Source organism: Dermacoccus sp. UBA1591 (genome assembly GCF_002322065.1).
GTDB classification, from domain to species: domain Bacteria; phylum Actinomycetota; class Actinomycetes; order Actinomycetales; family Dermatophilaceae; genus Dermacoccus; species Dermacoccus nishinomiyaensis.
In genome coordinates this window covers 80022-82501 of sequence record NZ_DCNR01000082.1, presented here as the reverse complement: position 1 = coordinate 82501, position 2480 = coordinate 80022, and the positions used below count along the sequence as shown (strand labels likewise).

Annotated in this window: 4 protein-coding genes; 2 read left to right on the top strand and 2 right to left on the bottom strand. The window is 68.8% G+C overall.

Annotated features, from left to right (window positions below; translation table 11 throughout):
- Together B2284_RS08955 and B2284_RS08950 are read right to left on the bottom strand one after the other, a co-directional pair.
- Positions 1-408: hypothetical protein (locus B2284_RS08955; protein ID WP_286697397.1), on the bottom strand; the 408-nt coding region annotated here is incomplete at its 3' end.
- Positions 409-528: 120 nt separating this feature from the next.
- The gene (locus B2284_RS08950) at positions 529-1131 is read right to left on the bottom strand and encodes a LysE/ArgO family amino acid transporter (RefSeq protein ID WP_136788646.1); all 603 of its coding nucleotides are present in this window, start codon (positions 1129-1131) and stop codon (positions 529-531) included.
- 84 nt (positions 1132-1215) lie between these two features.
- Here B2284_RS08950 and B2284_RS08945 point away from each other — a divergent pair, with 84 nt between their 5' ends.
- Positions 1216-2082, top strand: coding sequence for an ArgP/LysG family DNA-binding transcriptional regulator (locus tag B2284_RS08945; protein WP_006945085.1), 867 nt, complete (start codon positions 1216-1218; stop codon positions 2080-2082).
- A 144-nt stretch (positions 2083-2226) separates the two neighbouring features.
- Positions 2227-2480: hypothetical protein (locus B2284_RS08940; protein WP_286697396.1), on the top strand; the 254-nt coding region annotated here is incomplete at its 3' end.

The window sequence follows — 2480 nt, the reverse complement described above, 5'->3', positions numbered from 1 at the left end:
CGCCTTCGCGAAGGGTCCGACGGTGTTGCTGATGAGCACGACGTCGTCGGGGGTGGAGCCGCTCTCGGCGATGACGGCGTCGATGCGCTCGAACGTGGCGAGCCAGTTGAGGTCGGCTTCGGTGTCGTGCAGCTCGGGCGGCAGGTCCGACGGTGCTCCGGGCGCGTCGACGTGGGCGGCGAACGGGGGCAGGACGTGCTCGTGGCCGGCGGGCATGGGTGCGTAGTCGATGAGGTTGACGCTGCCGCGCTCTGCCAGGTCGACCATGGCGGGCAGGACGTCGGGGAACAGCTCGGGCGCGCGCGTGGCGTCGTCGACGTGGGAGGGTTCGTCGAGGAGGCCGGTGAGCATGTGGCCCCGCCTGTCCCACAGGGTTTCGTCGCCATCGAACCACACAGAGAAAGTCACGGCACCAGCGTGACAGATGAACGGGTTTCTACCTAGTCCGGTGCTCGCATCTTGCCGCGATCTCTACGCGCCGGGCTATAGTACGGCGCCTTCGGACGCTCGTGCGGCGCGGTAGGGCGGTCAGGACGACGTCACGAGCAGTGCGGCGAAGACGAACATCATGACGCCGACGACCGTGTCGATGACCTGCCAGGTGCGGGCGTTGCGGACGAGGGGCGTCAGCAGACGCGCGCCGAGCCCGAGCGCGACGAACCACAGCACGCTCGCGCTGATCGACCCGACGTAGAACCACCAACGCCCTTGCGCGCCATGGGAGTTTGCGACGGTACCGAGCATGACGACCGTGTCGAGATAAACATGCGGGTTGAGGAACGTCAGGCTCGCGACCGTGGCGGCGGCCGCACGCCGGCTCATCGGGGGCGCGTCGGCCGGGCTGAGGCTGCCCGCGTGGCGCGCGTTCTTGAACGAGTCGAGCCCGAACCAGACGAGATAGGCCGCACCCAGCCACTTGATCACGCGCAGCGCGTCCGGATGCGCGGAGACGACGGCACCCATGCCGAGCACACCGGCGAGTTCGAGGACGATGTCGCCGAGCGCGCAGATGACGACGACGAGCCCGACGTGGTGACGCAGCAACCCCTGACGCAGGACGAAGGCGTTCTGCGATCCGATGGCGACGATGAGGCCGAGGCCGGTGAGGAAGCCGGTGAGCAGGTGCGTCATGGCAGTGACGTTAGGAGTGTGCGTGGATGAAGGGCAGTTCATGAAACTGTGGGTACTTCAGTGCTGCTTCACTAGGGTGGCCCCATGAAACTGCGTGGCGAGTGGCTCGAGGCGCTCCTGGCCTGCGTCGACGAGGGGACGTTCGACGGAGCGTCGGCCGCGCTGCGGGTGTCGCCGTCGGCGATCTCGCAGCGCATCAAGGCGCTCGAACAGGCAGTAGGGCAGGTCGTCCTCGTGCGCACCTCGCCCGTGCGCGTCACCGCCGTCGGGGAGGTCCTGCTGCGCGGAGCGCGGCAGCGGGCTCTCGTCGACGCCGAGTTGCAGCGCGCGCTCGGTTCGGCGGCGCCGGGTCGGACGCTACCGGGTGACGTCGTCGACCTGCCGGTCGCCGTCAACGCCGACTCGCTCGCGACATGGTTCGTCGAGGTGCTCACCACGGTGGCCGAGTGGGGTGACGCGCGGCTGCGGGTCTTCGTCGAGGATCAGGATCACTCGGCGCGGCTGCTGCGCGAGGGTGCCGTCCTGGGTGCGGTGACGGCGAGTTCTGCTGCGGTGCAAGGGTGTTCGGTCAGTGAGCTGGGCATCATGCGCTACGTACCGCTCGTGCGTCGCGACCTGTGGGAGCGCTGTTCGGGGCGCCTCGCCGAGCTGCCGACGCTGCGCTTCAACGACCGGGACGACCTGCAGCGGCGCATCCTCGCTGTGGCCGGCCTCGAGCCGAGGGTCGAGCATGTCATCCCGTCCGCCGAGGGTTTTGCGGCCGCGGTGCGGGCCGGCCTCGGGTGGGGCATGGTGCCGGAGGGGCTCGCGGACGAGGACGATCACCTCAGGCGCGTGCCGGGCGTTGGCGACCTCGACGTGCCCCTGTTCTGGCAGTGCTGGCGCCTCGAGACTCGGGCGCTCGCGCGGCTGACGGATGAGGTGACGTCCGCGGCGCATCGGTTGCGGTGATCGCCGGCGGGCGCCCATTCGTGCGTCCTGGTGCGCTTCGGGGATGTTGCGGCAGAGCGATGACGGACCGCCGGACGGATTTTCGTCACTTCATGTGGGCCAGATCGACACCAGCATTCTGAGTAAGGTTAGGCTCACCTAACTATGAGCATGGTTGTCACGGCTACGGCCCTCCCCGATGTCATCCCGCCGGTGTGGCGGATCCTCACGAAGTTCGCCTATTTCATGGGCCTGGCCTGCGCCATCGGCGGCGTCTGGACGTACCTGAGTGTCGTCCGGCCCGCCGTCCGACGCGACACGACGGTGAACCCCGATGACGCGGCGCTCCTGACGCGCCGTGCGCTGCGTCTCGCAGCCGTCGGCACGATCGTCCTGCTCGTCGTCGCCTGGTTCCAGCT

What these genes read in the sequence shown, in the direction of transcription:
- B2284_RS08950 (WP_136788646.1), bottom strand. Translation starts at nt 1,131, where the DNA reads ATGACGCACCTGCTCACCGGCTTCCTCACCGGCCTCGGCCTCATCGTC.
- B2284_RS08945 (WP_006945085.1), top strand. Translation starts at nt 1,216, where the DNA reads ATGAAACTGCGTGGCGAGTGGCTCGAGGCGCTCCTGGCCTGCGTCGAC.